The organism is Marinomonas shanghaiensis, assembly GCF_003259175.1.
Lineage (GTDB): Bacteria > Pseudomonadota > Gammaproteobacteria > Pseudomonadales > Marinomonadaceae > Marinomonas > Marinomonas shanghaiensis.
The window spans coordinates 1-21,967 of the sequence record NZ_QGOK01000033.1 but is presented as its reverse complement, the minus strand read 5'-3'; the positions used below and the strand labels follow the sequence as shown (position 1 = coordinate 21,967).

The window sequence follows — 21,967 nt, the reverse complement described above, 5'->3', positions numbered from 1 at the left end:
CCTTAGGACTCCCTGACTTGAAACTCAATCGTCCAACTTAGGTCAGATTGAGTGTCATGCGCTTGCAGTAACAACAATCCCAATTCGGTGACACGCGAGGTTAGATACACCCGCACCATCTCGCCTGCTTGATAATGTCCTCCATCTAAACGCACAGACAAAGGGCTCAGCTCAGTGAGTTGAGACACAGAAAACGACGCAATGACTTTACCGACAAGGTGCGCGTCACTGTTTTTTGATTGGAAAAAACGGAATGTGACGTGTTCTCCCACTACCAGCGAAAATTCATTAGGTAGCATTTGCTCATCTGAGCCTTCTTCCAAACCAAATGGCGCCACACAGATAGCATCAACGGGAGCTGCCATACCGGGAATAGCAGGCATTGGGCTTGCCACACCAATATAATAATTGGCCGCTAAACCACTTTTTACTTTAACACCGCCTTCCGCTTGCACTTGAGCGTAATACGTCGCCCCTTTGGCAACGGCATGATCCAAATGAGACGGCGTTAGCATCGTAATTTCATTGTCACCCAGCATGTTCGCTAATCGCGCTTCCAGTGTGTTACGAATGACATTAGCGTTAAATACGCCGCCATTTAACAAAATCTTGCTTGGTTTCACCTCATGTTGCGCCAAGAACTCACTGATATGACGCGTAATCGCTGGGTCACTTTCGTAATCCAAGTTGATGGTACTAAAACCACTGCGGGCCATTTTTTGAGCTTGCTCACCGAGCTGCACTTGTGGAAAGAAACCCTCAATCAAAAGCTGTTGCACATCATTCTGCGTCAAGGTCGCTTTAATGCTGTTATTGAACAAACTACGACCGCGACTCGGCACAACAACGCTAACTTCCTCTAACTCGGCATTCGATAACAAACGTTCTTTCGCTTCACGGCAGGCTTGCGTTAAGCCGCTAATCTGCCATGGCTCAAGATTAGTACCATTTTGAGCGAGTTGTGCGGCTAAATGATAAGTCAGCGTCAAATCCATGTTATCGCCACCGAGCAAAATATGACGACCCACAGCAACACGCTCTAGACCAAGTGCACCCTCTTGTTCAACGGCTTGAATTAATGATAAATCCGTTGTACCGCCACCAACATCGACCACCAAAATATGTTCATTGACTTCTAAATGCTCAGCCCAACTTGGTTGATCACTCAGCCATGCATAAAAGGCGGCTAACGGCTCCTCAATTAAACGGGCGTGCAAACCGACCTTTTCCGCTGCTTGCTCGGTAATAGCACGCGCCGCCGGATCAAAGGACGCTGGCACCGTAATCACGACGGTTTGCTCTGCAATGGGGGCCTCAGGAAATTGATTTCCCCATGCACTGACCAAATGCGCCAATAGGGTTTCCGTCACTTGCGCTGGAGAAACTTTTTCGACTTCTTCCAGAGCATCAACCGGTAAGACCGCTTCATCTGAGCTGACACGCGAATGGCATAACCAGCTCTTCGCACTTTGTACTAATCTACCGGATGATTTAGCGCCCAATTCTCGCGCTAACTGCCCAACAATAGAAGGCGCTTTGCCCCATGGGAGCAACAAGTCGCTTTCAAGGAATTCCGTTTTATGAGGAAAATACACAAAGGAAGGCAATAAAGGACGAGCATCCACTTGGCCTGCCGCGATAAACTGCGGAATCGCCAATGATTGAATACGCCCTACTTGACCCACTTCTGTTGCCATTTGGCTAGAGGGAGAAAAATAGACAGCAGAATGCGTGGTACCTAAGTCGATACCAATGAAATATTGACTCATGGTGTTATACCTCGACTTCGGCTGGCGCTAGAATAGTTAGGCTTTCTGTGTTCGTCACTTTTGGTAAGCGTGTTTGCGTTACTTTCCAACCAGGATGAATGAGTGTGCCAACATATGGACCATCGCCTTCAACTCGACCCTCAAGCTTAATTTGCTTGGCGTCATAACCGGATGGCACTTCTACACGAGTATTTTCCGTCGCGCTGTTCACAACGTCGAGAGACACCACCTCAATAGAAAAGTGCTGTTTGAGCACTTTAGCGCAACCGGCATGAATTTGACGAGACGCGGCTCCTACGTCGGCATCACTGTAGTCATCAATGCTTTCTTGGATAAAATCAATAAAGCGGGCTTCTTGTTGCAGCAGTTGCAATAACTGATGTGCACCATCAACGTTGACCGTATCCAAAACAGGCGCAGCGACTTCGATTTCGCGAATGACTTCTACTTCTTTGGTAATGACGTTCGGTTCTACTTCAAAGGCAAATGGCTCACCTTGACCGACTGTGTGACAGCGAGCGGCATAATCGCCGCTCCCTATGTATTTAAAAAATTGACCGAAAGCGCCAAAAAAGCGAGGCACAAATGAAATTGGTTTAATCTTATTTGTCATAATTTACCCGTTTTGCATCGTTTCAAGCTCTAACCAACGCTCCATGGCACTTTCAAGCTCTTCTTCTTTATGCGCCAACTTTGCCAAAGTTTTTTGAACCTTATCTGCATCACCGGTATAAAATTCTGGCGCGCTGGTGGTGGCATGCAAAGCGGCAATTTCTGACTCTAGCTTGGCTATGGTCGTTGGCATTTCATCCAATTCACGCTGTAATTTATAACTTAGCTTCGCTTTTGGCTTAGCCTGAACAGCGTCTTTTTGCTTCGCCTCTTCTGTTTTTAGGGCTTCTGCTTTGGCTTTTTCTTTTTTGCTAAGCACATTATCTGTTTGTGAAGTGGATTCTGTCGGGAACTTACCCCCTTGGCGAATCCAGTCTTGATAACCACCGACGTATTCTTTCACTCGACCTTCGCCTTCAAAGGCAATCACGCTGGTCACCACGTTATCTAGGAAAGCACGGTCATGGCTGACCAACAACAAGGTACCTTCGTAGTTCATCAAAAGTTCTTCAAGCAATTCCAATGTTTCGACATCAAGGTCGTTGGTTGGCTCATCCATGATCAAAAGGTTAGCTGGGCGAGTAAACAATTTCGCTAGCAACACACGATTTCGCTCACCTCCAGACAAGGCTTTTACCGGCGTACGAGCACGCTCAGGCGGGAACAAAAAGTCACCAAGATAGCCAATAACATGTTTGTTCTGACCATTGATCTCGATAATGTCTTTACCTTCACCAACGTTTTCAGCAACGGTTTGCTCTGGATCAAGTTGCTCACGCAGCTGATCAAAGTATGCCACGTTTAGCTTAGTACCTTGACGAACCGAACCTGTTTCAGGTTCTAAATCCCCTAACAGAATTTTTAAGAAGGTACTTTTACCACAACCATTTGGACCAATTAAACCAATTCGGTCGCCGCGATTTACCACGAAGTCCATTGGTTGCAGAATCACTTTATCCTCAAAAGAATGACCAACTTGTGTGAACTCTGCTACCAGCTTGCCAGACTTGTCTTTGGTTTCAATGGCCATTTTGGCATTGCCTTGACGATTGATACGTTCAGAGCGTTCTTCACGTAAGGCTTTCAAAGCACGAACTCGACCCTCGTTACGGGTGCGACGCGCTTTTATGCCTTGGCGAATCCAAACTTCTTCCTCGGCCAAACGTTTGTCGAACAAGGCGTTGGCGCGCTCTTCCTCTTCCAGCATCTTCTCTTTAAAAGCAAGAAAAGCAGTGATATTGCCGCTGAAGGAAATAAGATTGCCGCGATCTAGCTCGATGATACGGTTAGCCAATTTCTCTAGGAAGCGACGGTCATGGGTAATGAACAAAATCAATCCACGGAATTGCTGAAGCTGTTGCTCCATCCATTCGATTGTTGGTACATCCAAATGGTTGGTAGGCTCGTCGAGTAACAAAACATCTGGATTGGAGATCAACGCTTGTGCCAAAATGACACGACGACGCCATCCGCCAGAAAGTTCGGACATCAGTTTGTCCGCAGGCAAGGCTAAACGCTGAATCATGTGATTCACACGTTGTTCTAAATCCCAACCTTGGATTCTGTCTAATTCGGTTTGAATATCACTTAATTCATTTGAGTGATCATTCTCGAAATCTTCTAATAACTTGAAGTAACGAGTCATCAGTGAATGCGCTTCACCTGCCCCTTCACTCACGACTTCACGAACCGTTTTTTCATTCGCATCAGGCAATTCTTGCGGGAGCTGACCAATGGTCATGCCGCCTTCAAGGCGAACGACACCTTCATCGGCGATTTGCTCACCAGAAATGACTTTTAACAGCGTCGACTTACCCGCACCATTACGACCGATTATAGCAACACGCTCTCCAGCTTCCGCTGAAAAACTGATTTTTGACAGCAGCGGATTATGCCCAAAAGCAACACTAATCTGTTCTAACGACAATAGACTCATATCTATCCATATAAAGTAAAAATTTTGTGGCCATATAGTATCATCCTTCTAAGAGAAGGTTCACCAAAAAAACGGATGAATACTCGCTAGCTTCTTGTTTAATCAAGGCTAAGAGTAATAAATATCGATCAATATAAGCACTTTGAGTAAATTAAGACGGCTTTGTCCTTTTCTACTTTTTCGCCCTTAAAAGGCTTGACCTACAGGCCGCCTTCAAGTTTTACACTTGCTTCTACTCTCTCGTACACAACGAAACATTAACGTCTCAATGCAAAAGAGGGATTCACCCACGGCATTACACAAAGTATTTACTCACATTTTTTAAATCAAACCTCTTTATTCGTCATTATTTGAGAATATACTGGGGTAATATAATGATAATTTTTCTATCTCATGGAGTATTTAATGGATCTAAAAAGTAAGGTAGGGCCAATTACAGCGGTGGTCGTTGCAACGGCCGCGGTAACGTGGATGGCAGTGGGAGGGAACGGCATCACAGTCAGCCCAACGGGAACAGCGCCAAATGAAAATACTGTCTCATCACAAACGGCTGAAAACCAACTTACCCACTCTGTGCAAGCCAAAACCTTAACAGCCAAATCCATTGAGATGCACCTAACCTTGAGCGGCAAAACTCAAGTCGATGAGACCTTACAACTCATTAATAGCTATCAGGGGCGAATCACCAGATTGCCGATAGAAAAAGGCCAATTCGTTAAAAAAGGTTCTACCATTGCTCAAATAGATAACCGCACATTAAAAGTGCAGATAGAGCAAGCCGGACTGCTGGTAAAACAAAGGCAACTAGAACTTGAAGGCATCAAAAAGCTCAATGCGCAAAATCTCACATCAAAAGTAAATTTAGCGCAAGCAGAAACGGATCTTGCCTCAGCACGAGCAACGGAGAAAGCCTTGTTAGTGGATCTGGAAAACACCAACGTCACTGCCCCTTTCTCTGGCATACTCAACGCTCTGGATGTGCAAGAAGGACAGGTGCTCGCCGTCGGTGCCAATATCGGTACACTGGTCTCCATTAACCCCATCAAAATCAGTGTCAATATTCCACAAAATAAAATCCAGCAAGTAACACTAGGCACACAAGGCAATATCAGCCTTGAATCAGGTTATGAAGCTGAAGGCTTTGTCTCTTACATCAGTGCGACAGCAAACGAATCCAGCCGAACGATTACCGTTGAAATGCAAGTGAACAATCCTGGCAATCGAATTCCTGCGGGGTTAACAGCGGCAGTAGACTTTGTTTTAGATGAACAAAAAGCGCATGCTTTTTCGGCAGCATTACTCACGTTAGACGACACAGGCAGAACCGCTATAAAAGCCATCGACATAGACAATCGTGTGGTGATTTTACCCGTTGACATTGTTAAATCAGAGCGTGATCAGGTTTGGGTTCGTGGGCTCCCTGATAATGTGAACATTATCACTGTCGGACAAGGGTTTGTGTCTGCAGGCGATAAAGTTGACGCACATTATCAAAACTGAGGAGGCTAGGTATGCAAATGTTAATTGAAGCGGCCTTAGCTCGCTCACGTACCGTCATGATGCTTTTCGTTCTCATATTAATCATGGGAACGGTGTCATATATCGAAATTGCCAAAGAAAGTGATCCTGACATTACCATTCCTATGGCCTATGTTTCCGTAACCTTAGAAGGCATTTCCCCAGAAGACGCTGACAGCTTACTCGTGCATCCACTAGAAAAAGAATTAAAGGGCCTTGAGGGACTGAAAGAACTCAAGTCTACTGCTTCAGAGGGTCATGCCTCGATTATGCTGGAATTTTTATCTGGTGTAGATATTGATCAGGCGATCATCGATACAAAAGACAAAGTCGACAGAGCCAAAAGCGAATTACCAGACGACGCAGATGAACCAACGGTTACGGAAATAAACCTATCAACCTTCCCTGTGCTGCGTGTCAATTTATCTGGCAATGTGGATTTTGCAACACTCAGCCGTACGGCAAAAAACCTACAAGATGCGATTGAAGCGGTCGATGGCGTCTTGGAAGCCAGTATAAGTGGCGACAGAGAACAGCAAGCGCAAATTATCATTCGCCCTGAACAGCTTGAGTCTTACAACTTATCCTTGACCGAAGTTGCCAACTTTGTCTCTGGCAATAATCGCTTAGTCGCCGCGGGTAATTTAGATACCGGTGCAGGCCGTTTCTCCTTAAAAGTACCTGGGTTACTAAAGACCAAAGAAGACATCATGAATTTGCCCATCAAAGCAGACGGCGATCAAGTCGTTTTGTTAGGGGACATAGCCACTGGAGAACTCACCTTTGAAGACCCAACGAGCTATGCTCGTGTCGAAGGCAAGCGCAGCATTACTTTAGCGGTATCAAAGCGCGTAGGTGCCAATATTATTAACACGATTGCTGCTGTCAAAAGCGTGGTCGAAAATGAGAGTCAGCAATGGCCCAGTGGCGTTGAGTACAACCTAACAGGCGATAAGTCGACGGACATAGAAACCTCTCTCAATGATCTGTTTAACAATGTGCTTGCGGCCACTCTTTTGGTGATGATTGTGATTGTTTGGGCTCTTGGCATTCGCAGCGCTTTATTAGTAGGCCTTGCGATACCAGGTGCGTTTTTAGCCGGTATTTTAATCCTTGATGTACAAGGCTACACCATCAACATGGTGGTGCTATTTGCACTGATCCTCAGCGTTGGCATGCTCGTAGATGGCGCCATTGTGGTGACTGAATACGCAGATAGAAAACTGGCCGAAGGGGCATCTAAAAGACAAGCTTACAGTGAAGCCGCAAAACGCATGGCTTGGCCGATCACCGCTTCAACAGCAACGACATTGGCGGTCTTTATGCCACTGTTATTTTGGCCAGACATTGTGGGTGAGTTTATGCGCTTTATGCCCATCACCATCATTGCAACCTTGGCATCGTCTCTGGTGATGGCACTCATCGTATTGCCAACCATTGGCTCGATGATTGGCAAGAAAGGCGCTTATACAGAAAAGACCATGCATGCGTTACGCATTACCGAGACGGGTGATCTAAAAGAGCTGACCGGTCCTACTGGATTATACGGACGAGTACTAACGCGTTTAGTGGAGTATCCAATATGGGTGCTTCTCTTTACCATTACCTTATTGATTAGTGTGTTCATCAGTTATGGTCATTTTGGAAAAGGGGTAGAGTTCTTTCCTAATATCGAGCCGGAATCCGCGAATTTAGACATACGCGCCAGAGGCGATTTATCCCTTGATGAAAAAGACGCATTGGTAAGACAAGTTGAACAACAAATTCTTGGTACGCCTGAATTAAAAAGTGTTGTGGTCACCTCCTACTCGACTCCGGGCAATAATGCAGCACCCGACAGTATAGGCTCTATCAGTATGGAGTTTATTGATTGGTATAAGCGTGAATCGGCTACGGTGATCTTAGATCGCATTAGAGAAAAAACCAAACAAATTCCGGGCATTGAAGTCAGCGCTGAAAAAGAACAAGGAGGCCCGCAATCCGGCGCTGATATTCAGCTGCAGTTAAGTTCTAATTATAGCGAAGCGTTAAATTTAGCCGCCAATGAAATCAGCAAGCAATTGCTCGAACGAGACGAAATAGTGACCGTCAGTGATGATAGATCCTTGCCCGGTATCGAGTGGCGTATTGACATCAATCGCGCAGAAGCCAGCCGCTATGGTGTGGATGTTAACAGTCTGGGCAACGTGGTTAAGTTGGTCACGACAGGCATTACCTTGAGCGACTTTTTGCCCGAAGGTGCGGATGATAAGATAGACATTGTTTTGCGCTATCCAGTAAATCAACGCAGCTTAGAGCAACTTGATCAGCTGCAAATCCCAACGAATCAAGGGAGTATTCCTGCCAGTAATTTTATTTCTCGATATGCAGCACCTAAACAAGGTGTCATCAACCGAACCGATGGTAAAAAAACCATAGCAATTGATGCGGATGTAAAAGATGGCCTTGTGGTCGATGAAGTCATCAAAGCTATTAAAGCGAAATTGGATGCCGCAGGCATAGACAAGTCTGTTAGCTATGAATTTCGCGGAAATACTGAGGAACAACAAAAGTCGATGGTCTTCTTGATCAAGGCGTTTGGTGTAGCGTTCTTTATTATGGCCATCATCCTTGTCACTCAGTTCAACAACTTCTTCCAATGCTTGTTGATCCTCAGTGCGGTGATTTTCTCTACCATGGGGGTACTAATCGGTCTTATGGTGAAAGGACAACCATTTGGTGTCGTCATGAGTGGCGTTGGCGTTATTGCCTTAGCGGGCATTGTTGTAAACAACAACATCGTTTTAATCGATACTTTTAATGGCTTGAGAAAACAAGGGATGATGGTACGTGAAGCCGCCATTCGGACAGGTGTACAGCGCCTAAGACCCGTTATGCTCACCACCATTACAACGATTCTTGGTTTAGTACCCATGGTTTTTCAATTCAATATTGACTTGATTCATCAATCATTTAGCGTAGGAGCTCCCTCTGCGCAATGGTGGACCCAGCTATCAACAGCCATTGCTGGCGGACTTACTTTTGCCACGCCACTCACCCTTATTTTAACACCTTGTTTGCTGGTGTTAGGGGCTCGACGCAAAGAAAAACAACAACTGGAAGCGTTACAAGCTACGACCTTGCAACATAACGAGACACGCTATAGCGAGGACAATAACAAAACAGAATGAACGCCAGAACAACGAAATATAAATAAATAGCATGTACTAAAAAGCGGACTTAAGTCCGCTTTTTTGATACCCAAATGTCAGTGTTATTTAAGATAACTGAGCCAAGGCAGCATCAACATCTGCAATGATGTCATCAATATCTTCAAGCCCAACAGACACACGAATCAAACCTTCCGCGATGCCTGCTTTAGCCTTCTCATCATCCGTTAGTCGCCCATGTGTTGTAGTAGCAGGATGAGTGACTAAGGTTTTGGTATCACCTAAGTTCCCAGTGATAGACATCAATTTTGTGGCATTAATAACAGACCATGCAGCCTTACGTCCACCCTCCACTTCAAAGGATAACAGTCCACCAAAGTCTTTTTGCTGTTGCTTAGCAAGCTCATGGTATTTATGACTTGGCAATCCGCCATAATTTACCTTAATGACTTTAGGGTGCGCTTCTAGGTATTCCGCCAACTTCAAGGCATTTGCAGAGTGTGCCGTCATACGCAAAGACAAAGTTTCTAGACCGTTTAACAATACCCAAGCATTAAATGGACTCATGCATGGCCCAGCACTGCGCATAAAGGCCGTGAAAACATCAACGATCTCTTGACTCGCTATTAAAGCACCACCCAAGCAACGACCTTGCCCATCGATAAACTTAGTGGCCGATTGCATAACAATGTCTGCGCCTTGGGTCAGAGGGTTTTGCAGCGCCGGTGTCGCCAAAACAGTATCGACACACAGTAGCGCCCCTTTAGCATGAGCAAGTTCAGCGACACGAGCAACATCTACCACCTCATAAAGCGGATTAGACGGTGTTTCGAAATAACAAAAGCGTGTATTGGTGTTAATCGCTTCTTCCCATGCGGCATAATCTGTTGCGTCAACATAGATGACTTCAACACCAAACTTTGTCGTATAAGTATTGAAGAACTTAACCGTTGACCCAAAAATATTACGAGAACAAACGACCCGGTCACCTGCACTTAATAAACTGTAGGCCAATGTCATCAATGCCGCCATGCCAGAGCTTGTCGCAATAGCTGCTTCGCCTTTTTCTAGAGTCGCCAAACGCTTCTCAAAGAGTGCAACCGTTGGATTAGTAAAACGAGAGTATACGTTCCCCTCTTCTTCACCAGAAAACTTCCCTGCCGCTTCTTCCGCACTGCCATAGGCAAAGCTTGAGGTCATAAAAATGGCTTCGCTGTTTTCCTGTTCTTGTGTTTGACGAATACCTGCACGAATCGCATTCGTTGCATCTTTATAATCAGCCATTACTTCACTCCAAGCCATTCTTCAAAAAATTTATCACCAAAAACAATTAAGCCAGGCGTGACCTGGCTTAATTCTATCTGTCACACCATACTATCGACATTACATAGGGTGCATCATATCACTCGCTTCTTGGTCTTCAACAGACGCTTTATTCAAATCGTTACGCGCCCCTTCAATACTGGCCAAGTAAGCGGCATCAATATTGCCTGTAATGTATTTAGCATCAAACACTGACGTATCGAATTCACGTACATCAGAGTGTTTCTCATCAATACAGGCTTCAATCAAATCCTGCAGATCTTGAAAAATCAGTTTGTCAGCGCCAATCAACTCGCAAATTTCGTCTACGTTGCGATTGTGCGCTATTAACTCTTTTGCCGCAGGCATATCAATACCATAAACATTTGGATAACGAACTTCTGGAGCCGCTGAGGCGATGTATACTTTTTTTGCACCCGCCTCCCTTGCCATCTCAATAATTTCCTTACTCGTTGTTCCACGAACAATAGAATCATCAACCAAAAGAACCGTTTTGTCTTTAAACTCAAAAGGCACTGGATTCAACTTCTGACGTACGGATTTTTTACGCACAGCTTGACCTGGCATAATAAAGGTACGACCGATATAGCGGTTTTTAACCAATCCCTCACGGAATGGAATATTCAATGCTTGAGCGATTTGCAAAGCAGCCGTGCGACTCGTATCCGGAATAGGAATAACCACATCAATGTCATGATCTTTCCATTCTCGCTGAATTTTCGCCGCGAGACGATCCCCCATATTAATGCGCGCTTTATAAACAGAAATACTATCAATGACTGTATCTGGACGAGCAAAATACACGTATTCAAACAAACACGGGCGAGCGGCTTTTTTTGGCGTACATTGACGTACGTGAACATTATGATTCAAATCGAAGAAGATGGCTTCACCTGGTTGAATATCACGCTCAATTTTGAAACCTGCTGCATCAAGTGCCACGCTTTCAGAAGCAACCATGTACTCAACACCGGCTTCTGTTTGACGAGAGCCATAAATCAGCGGACGAATACCATCAGGATCACGAAACGCTAATATGCCATAACCGGTAATCAAAGTAACAACGGCGTAACCGCCTTCAATACGCTTATAAACACGCTCTAACGCATTAAATATGTCTTCAGGAGTTGGAATTAACTTACCTTCTTCATGAAGTTCATGGGCCAGTACGTTCACTAAAACTTCCGAGTCAGACGTCGTATTGATGTGACGCAAATCTGATTCAAACACTTCTTGCTTCAGTTTTTCAGTATTGGTGAGATTACCATTGTGCGCAAGAGAAATACCATAAGGCGAGTTAACATAAAAAGGTTGAGCTTCTGCTGAGCTAGAAGTCCCCGCCGTTGGGTAACGGACATGCCCTATACCTATGTTACCGTGTAGTTTTTTCATATGACGAGTGCGAAAAACCTCACTCACCGGACCATTGTCTTTGCGTAAACAGAGTCGTCCATTATGGCTAGTGACCATACCTGCAGCATCTTGCCCACGATGCTGAAGAAGGGTTAACGCATCAAAAATAGCTTGGTTAACCACAGACGTGCCTACGACACCAACGATACCACACATGTTCTAGATCCTCGTGTTGGGGAATTACGGTAAACACCGTAAAGATTCTTTATCTAATTGGCTGTTTAAAAAAACAGCTAGTTACCAAGGGCGCGATCAATGAGAGTCGAATCCATCAGATTCGTGCTCTTGCCTACCATTTCCCGCGTCCAATCATTCAACTGACTCAATTGCGGAATCAATTGCGATGTTTTCCAAAACTCGGTTTGCTCTATCGCTGGACTTAAGCTTAATAAAGCCACAAAAGCGATAACAATCAAACTGCCTCGAGCAAAACCAAAAAGCATACCAAGCACCCTATCGGTGCTTGATAAACCAGTCACTTGAATCAAAGAGCTCAGTAAAAAACTCACCAAAGCACCGACGACCAAAGTGGCAATAAACAATGATATAAAAGCCACAATGTAGCGAATTTGATCATTTTGCACTTGCTCTACCAGTAGCAACTGCATTTGATTCGAAAACTTAACCGCTACGACAAAGGCAACAACCCATGTCAACAAGGACAAAACTTCTTTTACAAAGCCTCTTTTCAAACTCAAAAGAGTCGAAAGAATCACCACAGCAATGATCAGCCAGTCAATTGTTGACATTGAACCTACTTGCTCCATGAGCACCTCTAAAATTCGCTGCGCAGTGTAACAGATGACCTAGGCATTCAAAATACTGAGCCAATTAAGCACACATCAATTCACAGAATATTTTGTAACAAATCCCGTCAAACTGAATTTCTGTTTTATCTCTTCACGCATTTTTTCAGACGTCTCACGCTTTAGTTCGGGACCAACATATACTTTGTATAATGCATTTGTCGTTAAACTGTAAGCCGCGTAATTGCCTTCTTTGAGTTTTTCGACCAAACGTACAGCGTTCTCTTTGCTCTTGAACGTCGCAATTTGCAATGTCCAACGTTCTCCCACTGCGGCCGGAGCCACTTTCTCAACAGGCGTTTTTACTTCCTGTTTTACTGGAGTTGATACTGGCACAGAGGCTGCTTGCGGTGTGGGCGTGGGCGCTGCGGGTGTCGTTTGTTCAAGCATTTCTATATCGTTCGATGCTGGTGCAACCGGAATTAATTGGATATCGTCAACCGCTGCGTCTTCTTCAACAAAAGGCTCCACAGGCAAACGCTCTACAGGCTGAACAGCGGCAATCTCTAAAGGTTGAAACGCAGGAGGAGCCGTCACCTGAACTTGCATATCGAGCTCAGCAGGACGCTCACCATCCAGAATTAAAGGTAATATAATGGCGGCAGACAATACCATGATACCCGCACCAATTAACCTATAAGTTATTGTTCTATCAATCATAAATCACTCTCTTGCTTGACTTAGTGCCAAATAATCAGAGACGGTAACGAAGGAGCCAAATACAATGACTGCTCGCCCCTCTTCCTTTGCTTGCGCCAAAGCGCCTTGAATGGCATCACCCACTGAGGAGAACTCGTAGAGAAATGGAGAAATATCAGGCGAGACCTTCTCAAGTTTATCCATCAATTCAAGTGCTTTCGCCCCTCTCACTCCCCCTAAATCACAGCAATACCAAGCAGAAAAACTCTCTGCGAGATTGGCCATGACGCCCGCAATATCTTTATCCTTTAACATGCCGCAAACAGCGACAGGCTTACGGGACAAAGAGCCTATACGTTGTGCAAGCTCAACCGCAGCTTCTGGATTATGCGCCACGTCGATATAGACATCCGGAGAAAAAGCCACTTGCTGAAAACGTCCTGTTAACTGAGCCGTTTTAAATAAAGTCACTAAGTCTGTTGCTGAGGGATTCAGTCCCATATAAACCAACACAGCAATTACCGTGGCCGCATTTTGCAAGGGTAAAGAAGGGATAGGCAAAGCATCATATTGAACGCCATTACCAGACCAGGACCAGTCAGTTGTTGATCGCTGAAAACTAAAATCAATATCTTTCTGTTTAAGATTCGCGCCAATCTCACCTGCTGTGATAGCGATAGTACTGGGCGGATTTACAACCCCACTGACTAAAAGCTTATCTTTTCTGGCAATACCGGTTTTTTCCCGCGCGATCACATCCAAATTATCACCCAACCAATCCATATGGTCTAATGAAATGGAAGTAACAACCGCAACGTCAGTATCAATCATATTAACGGAATCTAGGCGTCCACCTAAACCGACTTCTAGCACCCAATAATCCAGCTTAGATTGATCAAAGATCCACAGCGCAGCCAACGTGCTAAATTCGAAATAGGTCAAAGGTACGTCTTTTCGAGCCGCTTCAATGACCTCAAACGCACGGCAAATCATGGCATCATCACAAGACATATTATTTAGCGCAATACGTTCATTAAACGCTAAAAAATGGGGGGATGTGTAAGTACCAACCGTATAACCTTGTGAGCAAAGATATTGCGTCAACATGGCGCAAGTGGAACCTTTGCCGTTGGTTCCAGCCACTGTGATCACTTTGTGTTTAGGTCTAGACAAAGCCAATCTTGATAAAACCAGATTACCTCTGTCTAATCCCAACTCTATCTCAGAAGGATGTTGACTCTCTATATAGGAGAGCCAACTTGCTAATGACGTGTGCGTCATTTAATTAAGCAACCTTATTCGCGGTGAGCAAAGATAAAATATTGTGCAATCGAGAACGCATCTCATCACGTTTAATTATCATATCTAGCGCCCCTTTATCCAACAGGAACTCACTGCGCTGGAAGCCTTCTGGCAATTTTTCACGAACCGTTTGCTCAATAACACGTGGACCAGCAAAACCAATCAATGCATTCGGCTCAGCAACGTTCAAATCACCAAGCATGGCAAGAGAAGCGGATACACCACCAAAAACAGGGTCCGTCATCACAGAAATATAAGGAATTCCTTCTTGCTTCATGCGTTCAAGGCCAGCACTTGTTTTCGCCATTTGCATTAGGGATATAAGCGCTTCTTGCATACGCGCACCACCACTGGCAGAAAAACATACCAATGGAATTCGCTTTTCTAAACAAACGTTAACCGCCTGTATAAAACGCTCACCAACGATGGCGCCCATAGAACCACCCAAAAAGCTAAATTCAAACGCCACGACAACAATAGGCATGCCGTTCAAAGCGCCTTGCATCGCTACCAAAGCATCTTTTTCGCCAGTGGCTTTTTGCGCGTCAACCAGACGATCTTTATAACGTTTTGAATCTTTAAATTTTAACTTATCTTCAGGCTCAAGATGTGCGCCAATTTCGTGACGACCTTCTTTGTCCAAAAAGATTTCTAAGCGGCGGCGAGCACTAATGCGAAGATGGTGATTGCATTTAGGACAAACATCTAAGTTCTTTTCTAACTCTGGGCGATATAAAACATTTTCACATTTAGGGCATTTTTTCCAAAGACCCTCAGGCACGGAACCAGCACTACGCTTTGATTCACTGCGCACAATGGAAGGGACAAATTTATCTAACCAGCTACTCATTTATTTCTCCAAATTTCTCGTTTGCTGTCGCTTTACGCATCCATTTCTTCACGCATGGGCGCTAAAATAGCCCTTAAAGCATCAGCTATATGTTCTTTTTGATGATCTTTATTTGCAGCGATGGCATTCACCAATACACTGCCGACAATAACACCATCGGCACACTTACTGACTGCCGCTGCTGTTTTTGCATCGCGTATACCAAAACCCACACCAATAGGTAAAGAGGTGATTTCGCGTAACGAATCCACGTGTTTCTTAACACTATCGACATCAAGCTCAGCGGAACCTGTAACGCCTTTTACAGAAACGTAATACACATAACCCGACGCCAAATCGCAAATTTTCTTTGCACGATCCGGTGTTGTTGTAGGCGAAAGCAAATAAATAAGATCAATCTCGTTTTCTCGGAAGCATTCTACTACATCTGTCGCCTCTTCAGGAGTCAGATCTACTAATAAAATACCATCAACGCCCGCGTCTTTTGCCGCATCAGAAAAAGCTTGGTAGCCAAAAAACTCAATAGGATTTAAATACCCCATCAAAACAATAGGCGTTTCTTTATTGCTTTGTCTAAATTCAGCGATAATCTGCAGTACTTTTTTAACATTGGTGCCTGCCGCCAAGCTGCGCTCACATGCCAACTGTATGACTGGACCGTCTGCCATTGGATCTGAAAAAGGCATACCAATTTCGATAACATCCGCACCCGCAGCCACCAAAGCATGCATTAAGGTCACAGTATAATCTGGACTGGGATCGCCTGCGGTAATATACGGAATGAGCGCCTTTTTACCAGATTTTTCTAACTTTTCAAAACATTGTTTAATGCGACTCATACTTCAATCCCATCTAATTCTGCAACGGTAAGAATGTCTTTATCACCTCGACCGGATAAATTGATAACCACAATTTTATCTTTTTCCATCGTCGCTGCTAATTTCATACCGTAGGCGACAGCATGACTTGACTCAAGAGCGGGCATTATACCTTCTAGGCGAGTCAAGTCACGAAAACCATCCATAGCTTCATCATCATTAATCGCAACATAATGAGCGCGACCAATATCCTTTAACCAAGCATGCTCAGGACCAACACCTGGGTAGTCCAAACCGGCTGAAATAGAATGAGTTCCGATAATTTGCCCGTCGTCATCCGCCATAACATAAGTACGATTACCATGCAGAACACCAGGGCGACCAGCGCTTAGTGGTGCAGCATGACGACCTGTTTCAATGCCATCACCACCCGCTTCAACACCATACATAGCAACACTTTCATCTTTGATAAAAGGATGAAACATACCAATCGCATTTGAGCCGCCACCAACACAAGCAACAACAGCATCAGGCAAACGGCCTTCTTGTGCCAAACATTGGGCTTTGGTTTCTCGACCAATGACAGCTTGAAAATCACGCACTAACTTAGGGTAAGGATGAGGACCCGCTGCGGTACCAATAATATAAAAAGTATCGTCAACGTTACCGACCCAATAACGCATGGCTTCGTTTAACGCATCTTTTAATGTTTTGGTGCCTGACTCAACAGAAATCACTTCCGCTCCGAGCAACTTCATACGGTACACATTAAGTGACTGACGTCGAATATCCTCAGCCCCCATAAACACTTTGCATTTTAAACCTAAACGCGCTGCAACGGTTGCAGATGCAACCCCATGTTGCCCCGCCCCTGTTTCAGCGATAATATTTGGCTTACCCATGTGCTTGGCAAGCAAGGCTTGACCTATTGTGTTATTGATCTTGTGGGCACCAGTGTGGTTCAAATCCTCACGTTTTAAATAAATTTTTGCCCCACCCGCTTTTTTTGTGAGTCGCTCAGCAAAATAAAGTGGCGACGGACGACCAACGTAATGAGCCAGGTCATAATCAAATGCAGCCTGAAAGTCACTGTCTTTAGACAAGCGTTCATACATTTGTGCCAAATCTTCCAAAGCAGACATCAGCGTTTCAGAAACAAAAATACCACCGTATGGACCAAAACGACCGTGAGAGTCAGGTAATTCTAAATTAATGTCTTTGCTATACACATTTTGCTCCATTAATAAATTCTTGAACTTTGAGTTCGCTCTTAATGCCTTTGGACATCTCAACTCCACCACTAACATCAACAGCATAGGGAGACACTTGAAGCACTGCTAGCTTCACATTACTTGGGGTTAACCCACCCGCCAATATAATTGGTTTAGATAAGTGAGCGGGAATAATAGACCAATCAAATCGCTCTCCTGTACCGCCAGGGACCCCTTCTTTGTAGGCATCCAACAAAACAGCACTTGCACTTGGATAAGTATCCACTAAAGCCGCTACATCATCCCCCTGTTTCACTCTTAACGCCTTTATATAGGGACGCTGATAAGATAGGCATTCAGACTCGCTTTCATTGCCATGAAACTGAATAAGCCAGCGAGGATTTTCTTTTATTACAGAGTCTATCTGCGCGGAATCGGCATCAACAAACAAAGCAATGGGAGTCACAAACGGAGGCAAGTGAGAAACAATATCGTTTGCTACTGTCGGTGAAACATACCTTGGGCTTTTTTCATAAAAAACAAAACCCAGTGCATCTGCGCCATGCAGGCACGCCATCAATGCATCTTCTACATTTGTTATGCCACAAATTTTAACTCGGCAACTCATAGGAAGGCTCGTCTACAAAGGGTAAAAAGTGAGGACCTAAAGGTCTTTTAGGCACATTAAAGACATCGGGATATTGAGCATCAACAAAATACAACCCTGTTGGTGGCGCAGTTATTCCACCTTTTGTTCGATCTCTTGCCTCAAGAGTTTCTTTTGCCCAGGACACTGGCTTTTCACCAGCACCGATCGACATCAAAACACCGGCAAAGTTACGAATCATATGGTGTAAGAATGCATTGGCTCTAACATCTAAAACGATATATTGCCCTAATTGGTACACTTCAAAATTTAGAACCGTACGAAAGGGCGTCTTAGCTTGACAGCCAATAGCACGGAAAGAAGAAAAATCGTGAGTTCCTAGAAACACTTTGGCGGCTTCTTTCATAGCAACCACATCCAGTGCTTTATGAGTCCACGTCACACCTTTCGGCAATATTGCAGGACAGAAATCTGAAGAATAAATAACATATCGATAGCGACGACTCAGCGCACTAAAACGTGCATGAAAATCTTCAGATACGTAACGGGCAGCGACGACCGCAATATTATTAGGAAGATAAGTATTAACGCCAGTCGTCCATGAACGCTCACTGCGTTCAACATTCGTTTCAAAGTGAACAACTTGAGCGCAAGCATGGACACCAGCATCCGTTCGTCCAGCACAAATCACCCTGACCGGATGATTTGCAATAACTGACAATGCTTTTTCTAAACTCTCCTGAACACTGGGAACACCAAATTTTTGCGCCTGCCAGCCTTTGTAATCAGCGCCATCATATTCAACAACCAGTACAACTTTATTAGTCACTTGGGAACATTCGCTCCATCATATTCTGCGCTTCGGCAATTTGTTTTTCGTTTCCAGACTCAATCACGTCATCTAAAATGACGCGAGCACCCTCTTCATCACCCATATCCATGTAAGCTCTTGCTAAATCGAGCTTAGTGGCTGCTTCATCACCGCTAGCATCAAAGAAGTCAAACTCTTCTTCTTCATCGTTTATCTCTTCATCTTCAGCCGCTTCAGCTTCACCAAAGGCCGGATAATCAAGTTCATCTTCCTGCTGAGCTTCGGCTAACGTTTCCTCAATAGAATTGGCTAAGGAATCATTAGGTGAACCGTTAAAAATTGATGCTTCATCAACATCTTCTTGATCGACGTCATTCAGCAAACTAGAAACAAAAGACTCCTCTTCACTTTCTGCCGTATCCTCTTTATCAGCATCAGCATCAGCGCCTGAGTCAGCAGATTCAGGCGTTACTGTTGGAATATCGTCTTCGACAAACGCTTCCAACTCGTCATCTAAATCGTCTTCTAAATCTAATACAGGCTCTGGTAAGTCGTCGTCATCATCAAATGATGCAAACATATCGTCAATATCATCATTTGAGTTGTCTTCTAAATCATTTTCCAACTCGTCGCCATCATCCATTTCATCAAATGTTGGATCGACTGCGTCTGTAGAAGCAATTTCATCGCCTGCAAAAGCGTTAAAATCCTCTGTTTTGTCATCCATATCAGGCGTATCGAAATCAAATGCAAAAGGATCTTCTTCTTGCCATTCTTTTTTCTCTTCGACCTTCTCGACATCATCAGCTAGATAGTCAGCCGCTGCAACGGCTGCAACAGGAGCGACTACCGCCGCGCTAGAGAGGTCAAATTCGTTCTTTTTTGACGATTCTTGCTCCTCCTGTTTCTTACCCGCTCTACGCATGACTAAACCAATCAAGAAGCCAAGCAGCAATAGCACCACAGCGCCAATCGACACTATGATTGGATTGCTGGAAACTTTACTTACAAGCGAATCGGCTTCGGCTAGCTCTTTCTCTCTACGAATCTGATCGGCTTCTAAAAGTTGATCAACCGTATTTTTTTGCTCTTGCAGAGTTTGTTGGGCACTAGCAAACTGTTGCTGTAAATCAGCCAACTGCTTATCTTTTAAGCTAATCAGCTTCTCTAGGGTCTCTAATTGCTTATTTAAATCCCCTAACTGATTTGACAGTTCTCCTTTCTCACGCTGCTCTTTATCAAGCATCTCTTTCGAGGCAGACAGCGCACTCTGTAAAGAACTTAATTTTGTATTTTGGTCTGTACCTGCGTTGGAACCAGCATTACGCTCTGGCAACACGCTTTGACTGGAAGCCAACGTGAGTTTGTCGCCTTTTTGTGCTGCAGCATTTGCCGCCACTTTCGCTTTCGCCTGAGTGTTTAATTGGGCCTGATCCACCGCTGCACGATTTTTATTCCCTTTCAAGGCCATCCAAGCATCATGTTGACGCTGAAATTCTTCTTTTGAAATCGTTTGATTAAACAGCGCGACTTGCTCTTGAGTCGGCAAACGTAAGACAACCCCTTCTTTTAATAAATTAATATTATTCGAATAGAAAGCATCTTGGTTAAGAGCCTGAATCGCCATCATGGTCTGATAGATGGTCAGTTGATTTGCGGGGGTATTTTCGCCCGCAATAGACCAAAGCGTATTACCCTTTGCAACGTTGACTTGCCCTTTTGTTGGCATGTTTTTGATCGCTAGGTTTTCTTGACGAAACACGCTCTGTGAAGAGTCGGTTCTCCCTGCATTAGAGGCCGTTGGCGCTCTTGAGACAGGAACGGATTGAACAACTTCACTCTGAGACTTATTAACCAGAGCAGACTGATTTAGTGGTGTTTGATATTCGCGAACAACCTGCCCACTGGGCCAACGAGCCGCCAGTATAAAGCGCAGCTCATTTACCTGTAGAGGCTGATCGGATGACACCGCCACGACAAGGTTATTATTGTCACGGACGACATCAAATTTTAATTGGGACAGTACTCTTGTTGGAGCAAAACCAGCTTGGCGAAATTCACTTTCGCTGCCCAAACGAATCAATATATCGTTATCTGTTAATGACCCAACATCGGATAATGCGATTTTACCACGATAAGGTTCGTTTGCATTTGATTGAGAGGTCAACTCGCCCAGTTCCAATGCGTAACTGCTGGACACATAAAGCGCGCCTGATACAGCAATACTAATGAGGGTTTTTCTGAGCATAAGCTTCCCTTTATTTGCAAATAATGGAGATAAATATCTTAACAAGTATCTTACAGAGGTGGTGATTTATCAATAGCTTTAGAATCAATGGTTTGCCATAAAGACCCGATAAAACGAAAAATTTGAAAAGCAATGCCTTTTCAATTTAATAACTGAGAAAAAGCGACCGATAATAAAACCCCTGCACAAAATCTACACCAATCGATCGGGCAAAAACTAGATCCTCTGCAAGCTCAACACCTTCTAATATCACTTGCTTGCCTGTTGCATGAGCGAAATCAATTATTTTGGACACAAATATCATAAAATGAGCATCCCCCCTATTCTCTAACACGCACTTGTCTAGCTTAATCCATTCAACCAACTGCAAAACCGCTACAGACAGCATAGATTTAGGGTTGCATAAGTCGTCTAACGCCGTTCGAATCCCCAAACCGTTAAACACCTCAATCATAGACAAACTCATCAAGGCATCACTCATCTCAGAGTTTTCAATCAACTCAACCACTACTTTATCTCGCCCGGCCGACAAAATGAGATCTATAAAAGGATTTTCTTGCGCCGTTTGTCCGCAAGCATAAAAGGCATCTTGATCTAAATTCACAAAAATCTTTTCAGAACAGGCAAGACGATCCAATTGAATTTTTTTCTGAGCGAGCTCCACTTGAAAGAGCAACAGTGGATTATCATGCAATGCAGCGTAAACATGATCAGGCCTTATGAAGGCACCATTTACCGATCTAAACCTAGACAGTGCCTCATAAGCAAACAAGTCTCCCGTTTTTAATTCTATAATCGGCTGATACTCCACACCAAAGCGTTTAGACTCGACCAACTCCAACAACACCTGTGGCGACAACACATCCATTCAACAGACCCCAAGACACCAATTGAAAACAATACACATTATCAAAAGCGATAATTATATCGAGTAGGGTGAGGCGTTACCGCCTCA

General features: G+C 44.3%; 17 protein-coding genes. 2 read left to right on the top strand and 15 right to left on the bottom strand.

The window, feature by feature from the left end; all coding sequences use genetic code 11:
- Positions 1–2: 2 nt before the first annotated feature.
- From DKT73_RS18980 to DKT73_RS18970, 3 genes are read right to left on the bottom strand one after another with little or no spacing between them, the layout of a single operon-like run.
- Positions 3–1,769: an Hsp70 family protein gene (locus DKT73_RS18980; RefSeq protein ID WP_111640093.1), complete on the bottom strand. Its 1,767-nt coding sequence runs from the start codon at positions 1,767–1,769 to the stop codon at positions 3–5.
- Between the two features lie 4 nt (positions 1,770–1,773).
- Positions 1,774–2,382: a DUF2760 domain-containing protein gene (locus DKT73_RS18975; RefSeq protein WP_111640092.1), complete on the bottom strand. Its 609-nt coding sequence runs from the start codon at positions 2,380–2,382 to the stop codon at positions 1,774–1,776.
- 3 nt (positions 2,383–2,385) lie between these two features.
- The gene (locus DKT73_RS18970; protein WP_111640091.1) at positions 2,386–4,317 is read right to left on the bottom strand and encodes an ATP-binding cassette domain-containing protein; all 1,932 of its coding nucleotides are present in this window, start codon (positions 4,315–4,317) and stop codon (positions 2,386–2,388) included.
- 405 nt (positions 4,318–4,722) lie between these two features.
- Here DKT73_RS18970 and DKT73_RS18965 point away from each other — a divergent pair, with 405 nt between their 5' ends.
- Positions 4,723–5,817 carry an efflux RND transporter periplasmic adaptor subunit gene (locus tag DKT73_RS18965; protein ID WP_111640090.1) on the top strand — a complete coding sequence of 365 codons (1,095 nt, stop codon included), beginning with the start codon at positions 4,723–4,725 and terminating at the stop codon, positions 5,815–5,817.
- 11 nt (positions 5,818–5,828) lie between these two features.
- Positions 5,829–9,005 carry an efflux RND transporter permease subunit gene (locus tag DKT73_RS18960; protein ID WP_111640089.1) on the top strand — a complete coding sequence of 1,059 codons (3,177 nt, stop codon included), beginning with the start codon at positions 5,829–5,831 and terminating at the stop codon, positions 9,003–9,005.
- A gap of 87 nt (positions 9,006–9,092) precedes the next feature.
- Here DKT73_RS18960 and DKT73_RS18955 read toward each other — a convergent pair whose 3' ends face one another.
- From DKT73_RS18955 to DKT73_RS18900, 12 genes are all read right to left on the bottom strand, one after another.
- Positions 9,093–10,268, bottom strand: coding sequence for an O-succinylhomoserine sulfhydrylase (locus DKT73_RS18955; RefSeq protein ID WP_111640088.1), 1,176 nt, complete (start codon positions 10,266–10,268; stop codon positions 9,093–9,095).
- A 99-nt stretch (positions 10,269–10,367) separates the two neighbouring features.
- A complete protein-coding gene (gene purF / locus DKT73_RS18950) occupies positions 10,368–11,876 on the bottom strand; it encodes an amidophosphoribosyltransferase (protein ID WP_111640087.1) in 1,509 nt (502 codons plus the stop codon).
- Between the two features lie 77 nt (positions 11,877–11,953).
- Positions 11,954–12,469: a CvpA family protein gene (locus DKT73_RS18945; protein ID WP_232827936.1), complete on the bottom strand. Its 516-nt coding sequence runs from the start codon at positions 12,467–12,469 to the stop codon at positions 11,954–11,956.
- Positions 12,470–12,562: 93 nt separating this feature from the next.
- The gene (locus DKT73_RS18940) at positions 12,563–13,186 is read right to left on the bottom strand and encodes an SPOR domain-containing protein (protein ID WP_232827935.1); all 624 of its coding nucleotides are present in this window, start codon (positions 13,184–13,186) and stop codon (positions 12,563–12,565) included.
- Positions 13,187–13,189: 3 nt separating this feature from the next.
- Entirely contained in the window at positions 13,190–14,446 is a 1,257-nt protein-coding gene (folC, locus tag DKT73_RS18935; protein WP_111640085.1) for a bifunctional tetrahydrofolate synthase/dihydrofolate synthase, read from the bottom strand.
- Positions 14,447–14,450: 4 nt separating this feature from the next.
- Positions 14,451–15,317 (bottom strand): acetyl-CoA carboxylase, carboxyltransferase subunit beta, encoded by an 867-nt coding sequence (gene accD, locus DKT73_RS18930; RefSeq protein ID WP_111640084.1) that lies wholly within the window; start codon positions 15,315–15,317, stop codon positions 14,451–14,453.
- Between the two features lie 32 nt (positions 15,318–15,349).
- Positions 15,350–16,156, bottom strand: a complete 807-nt coding sequence (gene trpA, locus DKT73_RS18925; RefSeq protein WP_111640083.1) for a tryptophan synthase subunit alpha — start codon at positions 16,154–16,156, stop codon at positions 15,350–15,352.
- Entirely contained in the window at positions 16,153–17,364 is a 1,212-nt protein-coding gene (trpB, locus tag DKT73_RS18920) for a tryptophan synthase subunit beta (RefSeq protein WP_408631199.1), read from the bottom strand. Before trpB ends, trpA begins: the two co-directional genes overlap by 4 nt.
- Positions 17,357–17,974, bottom strand: coding sequence for a phosphoribosylanthranilate isomerase (locus DKT73_RS18915; protein ID WP_111640081.1), 618 nt, complete (start codon positions 17,972–17,974; stop codon positions 17,357–17,359). The genes trpB and DKT73_RS18915 overlap by 8 nt, the downstream gene beginning before the upstream one ends.
- Entirely contained in the window at positions 17,958–18,782 is an 825-nt protein-coding gene (gene truA / locus DKT73_RS18910; protein WP_111640080.1) for a tRNA pseudouridine(38-40) synthase TruA, read from the bottom strand. The genes DKT73_RS18915 and truA overlap by 17 nt, the downstream gene beginning before the upstream one ends.
- Positions 18,775–21,012, bottom strand: coding sequence for a motility hub landmark protein FimV (locus tag DKT73_RS18905; RefSeq protein WP_111640079.1), 2,238 nt, complete (start codon positions 21,010–21,012; stop codon positions 18,775–18,777). The genes truA and DKT73_RS18905 overlap by 8 nt, the downstream gene beginning before the upstream one ends.
- A 145-nt stretch (positions 21,013–21,157) precedes the next feature.
- Complete coding sequence (locus tag DKT73_RS18900) at positions 21,158–21,880, bottom strand: EAL domain-containing protein (RefSeq protein WP_111640078.1); 723 nt, start codon at positions 21,878–21,880, stop codon at positions 21,158–21,160.
- Positions 21,881–21,967: the final 87 nt, after the last annotated feature.